The organism is Streptomyces carpinensis, from assembly GCF_002154505.1.
Lineage (GTDB): Bacteria > Actinomycetota > Actinomycetes > Streptomycetales > Streptomycetaceae > Streptomyces > Streptomyces carpinensis.
Map to the genome: position 1 here is coordinate 1 of NZ_MUBM01000289.1, position 3,409 is coordinate 3,409.

Sequence of the window (3,409 nt, forward strand, 5' to 3'; positions counted from 1 at the left end):
GGCCGGGGCGGAGGCCGGGGAACCGGTGGCGGAGGAGTCGGCGCTCGTGGGGCCGCCGCTCGGCGCCAGATCGCGGGCCAGGGCGGCGAAGTCGACGAACCCCGTGGCCTCCAGGGCCCTGATCTGCTCCAGCACCGTCGTGTTCGCGTCGTCGGCGAGGTCGCGCACGAGCGAGTTCTGTGTGCTCGCGCGCACCTCGGCGGCGAGTGTGAAGATCTTCCCCTGCGCGAGCCGTGAAATGCCGGCGAACCTGCGGTCGTAGTCCTCGCCCTGCGCTCCGTTCAGCGTGTCCAGCCACTGCTTCTGCCGGGCCGTCGGCTCGTCGGGCAGCGGCAGCCCGAGCCCGGCGGCCACGTCGCGCACCCGCCGGTCGAGGGAGGTGTGCCCCTGCACGAGGTGCCGGCCCGCCGACCGTACGGCGTCGGTGGTGCCCTTCTCCTCCGCCTGCTGCCCGGCGGTCAGTTCCCACAGCCCGGTCAGCCGGACGTTCGTGACGAAGTCGCGGTCGAGCTCGGACAGCGGCCCGTACTGCGTGGCCACGGTCCGGGCGCTCAGCAGGTCCGGGGGCGTGGCGGACCGGTGGGTGTACGACCAGAGCGGGACGAGCAGGGCCACCACGGTCCCGGCCAGGACCGAGAGGATGAGGCCGGTTCCGCTGAAGATGCCTCTGCCCTTGACGGGTGGTCGCGGTCGCATGGGTGCCTCCTGTCGCGGCACCGCACGTCAGTGCGCTCGGGTGGGTGTGAAGGCTTGGCATATTACTGCGGCGCGCGAGACCGCCACCGGGCGCACGAGAGCGGGCCCAACGGGTGGAACGGGGCAAAAGGCCGGGAATCGGGTTGGCGCACAAGCGAGCAAAACATGACATACGGGTGCGTGAAGTGCTCGCTGCTCCCCGGGTGTTGAACCGGGCACACCGCCGGCGCCCCCGCGTTCCTCGCCGGGGACGCGCGGCTCGCGTCGGCGTCCGTCGGCTTCGCCCTCAGCGGCGCAGCAGCACCCGCCGCGCCGCCCGGGCCACCCGCACCGCCGGCCTGCTCGACCGCGGCGCCGGCCCCGACCGCTCCAGCCACCACCCCCGCAGCTCCCGCCGGACCCCGGCGTCCTCCGGCCGCCCGTCCAGCAGCAGCGACTCCACGAAGTCCATCGCGTCCCGCCGGTAACCCCCGCGCATCGGATGCCCCTGCGCATAAGTGAGGAAAGCGGCCCGGTAGCCCTCCCCGAGGATCACCGGCAGCTCGGGGGCCACCTTGGCGACGACACCCGCCCGCTTGGACGCCAGTGCCCGCGCCTGCACACCGAGCCGCACCCCGTCGAACCCCTCCGGCGCGGGCGTCCCGGCGACCAGCGCCGACAGCAGCGCCGTCTGCCCGAGCGCGAGCCGCTCACGTGCGGGTCCGGTGTCGGCCGTCCGGGCCACGGGGCGGCGGCCGGCGGTCGGCACGCATGTGGACTCCCCGGGCGTGCCGACGTCCCCGGAAGGCCTCCCGGTGGCCGTACGGCCCAGCTCCACGGCCTCCCGGATCGCCCCCAACTCCCGTTCCAGCTCGCCCGGTTCCGGAAAGTTCTCGTCCCGCTCCAGCAGCACCCCAGGCGGTGACACCCGGGAGGCGAGGTCGGTCAGGACGTCCAGGACCGGCCCCGGAACGGGGTGGGCGTGACTGTCGTGCCAGACCCCGTCCCGTTCGAAACCGCCCGCCACATGGACGTACGCGATCGCCTCGAGCGGGAGTTCGGCCAGCGCCTTGGCCGGGTCCTCGCCCTGATTGACGTGGTTGGTGTGGAGGTTGGCGACATCGATCAGCAGCCGTACGCCCGTGCGGTCGGCCAGCTCGTACAGGAACTGCCCCTCGGTCATCTCCTCGCCCGGCCACGACAGCAGCGCGGCGATGTTCTCCACGGCGAGCGGCACGGGCAGCGCCTCCTGTGCGATCCGGACGTTCTCGCACAGCACGTCGAGCGCGTCGCGGGTGCGCGGCACGGGCAGCAGATGGCCCGCCTCCAGCCGGTCCGAGGCGGTCAGCGGGCCGCCTGCCCGCACGAACGCGATGTGTTCCGTCACCAGCGGCGAGCAGAGTGCCTCCGCCCGCTCGGCGAGGGCGTTCAGCCGTCCCTCGTCGGGCCGTTCGGCCCCGCCCAGACCGAGCGAGACACCGTGCGGCACGACCGTCACCCCGCGGGCCCGCAGGCGCAGCAGCGACTCGGGCGGATGCCCCGGGCACAGGTTCTCGGCCACCACCTCGACCCAGTCGACGCCCGGCATGTGCTCCACGGCCTCCGCGATCTCCGGCCGCCAGCCGATCCCCGTCCCCAGCCGCTCCATCGTCACTCGTCCCCCTCACATCCCTCGTGACGGCCGTCCGCGCACACGCCTCCCGTACCGGACGCGTGCGCGCCGACGCGCGTGACGGGGGTATGGCCGGGACACCCGATCCCGAACCGCGCCGCCCGCACCTTCAGAGGAACATTTGAGGTTCACCCGCCGAGCCGAGCCGAGCCGAGCCGAGCCGAGCCCGAGGCAGGGCTCTACCGCAGCGCAGGATGGTCCGCGACCACGGTGCAGGAGCCGGGGGCGATCTCCGTGAAGCCCGCGTCGCGGACCACGGGGAGCCCGCCGGTGGTGAGTTCCTGCCAGTGGCCGGGGGCGGCGGTGCGGACGACGAGGGGGAAACCGGCGTCCTGCCAGGTGGTGCGCTGCTCGTCCGTCAGTTCCCACCAGGCGAGCTGGGCGCCGTGGCCGGCCTGTGCCATCGCCTTGCCGGCGGACATCTCCAGGTCGGGGTTGAGCCACAGCACCGGGGTGCCGGGGTCGGGCCGCGCGGGTGGTTCCGGGTCGTCGAGGTCGGTCCCGGAGACCTGGAGCTTCGCCAGGTCCTTGGGCCAGCCGTCCAGCGGGACGGGCGGGAAGACCCGTACCTCCGCCGTCTTGCCCGTGACCGTGACGCCGGGCAGTGCCTCGGCGCGACGCCACTCCGCGCCACGCGCCCGGCGCACCACCTTGCGGATCCGGGCGTCCTGCCAGTCCCGCACGGCCTGCGCCCACTCGCCGTCGCCCAGGGAACGCTCGTCGCCGAGCAGCACCAGCACCGCGCGGGCCGCCGTCTCCAGCGCNNGCGGCCCGCTCCATCCGGACCACCAGCGGCAGCACGAACTGCGGGGCGAGGTCGCGTGCGCCGGGCTCGGCGCGGAACGGGCTGTCGGAAGCGGGGGTCTCGTACGTCACGCCCTCAAGTGTGCCAACCGCCCCGCGCGCGAGAGGATGGCCCCCATGCGACGCGATCTACGGCTGGAGGGCGTCGGCCGCCGCTACGGCCTGCGCGGCCCCTGGATTCTGCGCGGTGTCGACCTGACGATCGAGCCCGGCACCCTGACCCGCGTCGAGGGCGCCAACGGCACCGGCAAGTCCACC

The 3,409-nt window shown here is 74.1% G+C and carries 2 protein-coding genes and 2 pseudogenes; 1 reads left to right on the forward strand and 3 read right to left on the reverse strand.

From position 1 onward, the window contains the following. The 3 genes and pseudogenes from BZY54_RS34200 to BZY54_RS34210 form a co-directional block, all read right to left on the reverse strand. On the reverse strand, positions 1–696 hold a 696-nt coding region (locus BZY54_RS34200), incomplete at its 3' end, for a DUF4142 domain-containing protein (RefSeq protein ID WP_107419895.1). Between the two features lie 286 nt (positions 697–982). After that, positions 983–2,323, reverse strand: coding sequence for an MbnB/TglH/ChrH family RiPP precursor modification enzyme (locus BZY54_RS34205; protein ID WP_086729209.1), 1,341 nt, complete (start codon positions 2,321–2,323; stop codon positions 983–985). 203 nt (positions 2,324–2,526) lie between these two features. Then, positions 2,527–3,223: pseudogene (locus BZY54_RS34210) on the reverse strand (peptidyl-tRNA hydrolase). A 45-nt stretch (positions 3,224–3,268) separates the two neighbouring features. On the opposite strand from BZY54_RS34210, the pseudogene BZY54_RS53850 reads away from it, so the two are divergent. After that, a pseudogene (locus BZY54_RS53850) lies at positions 3,269–3,409 on the forward strand (ABC transporter ATP-binding protein); the annotation flags it as partial.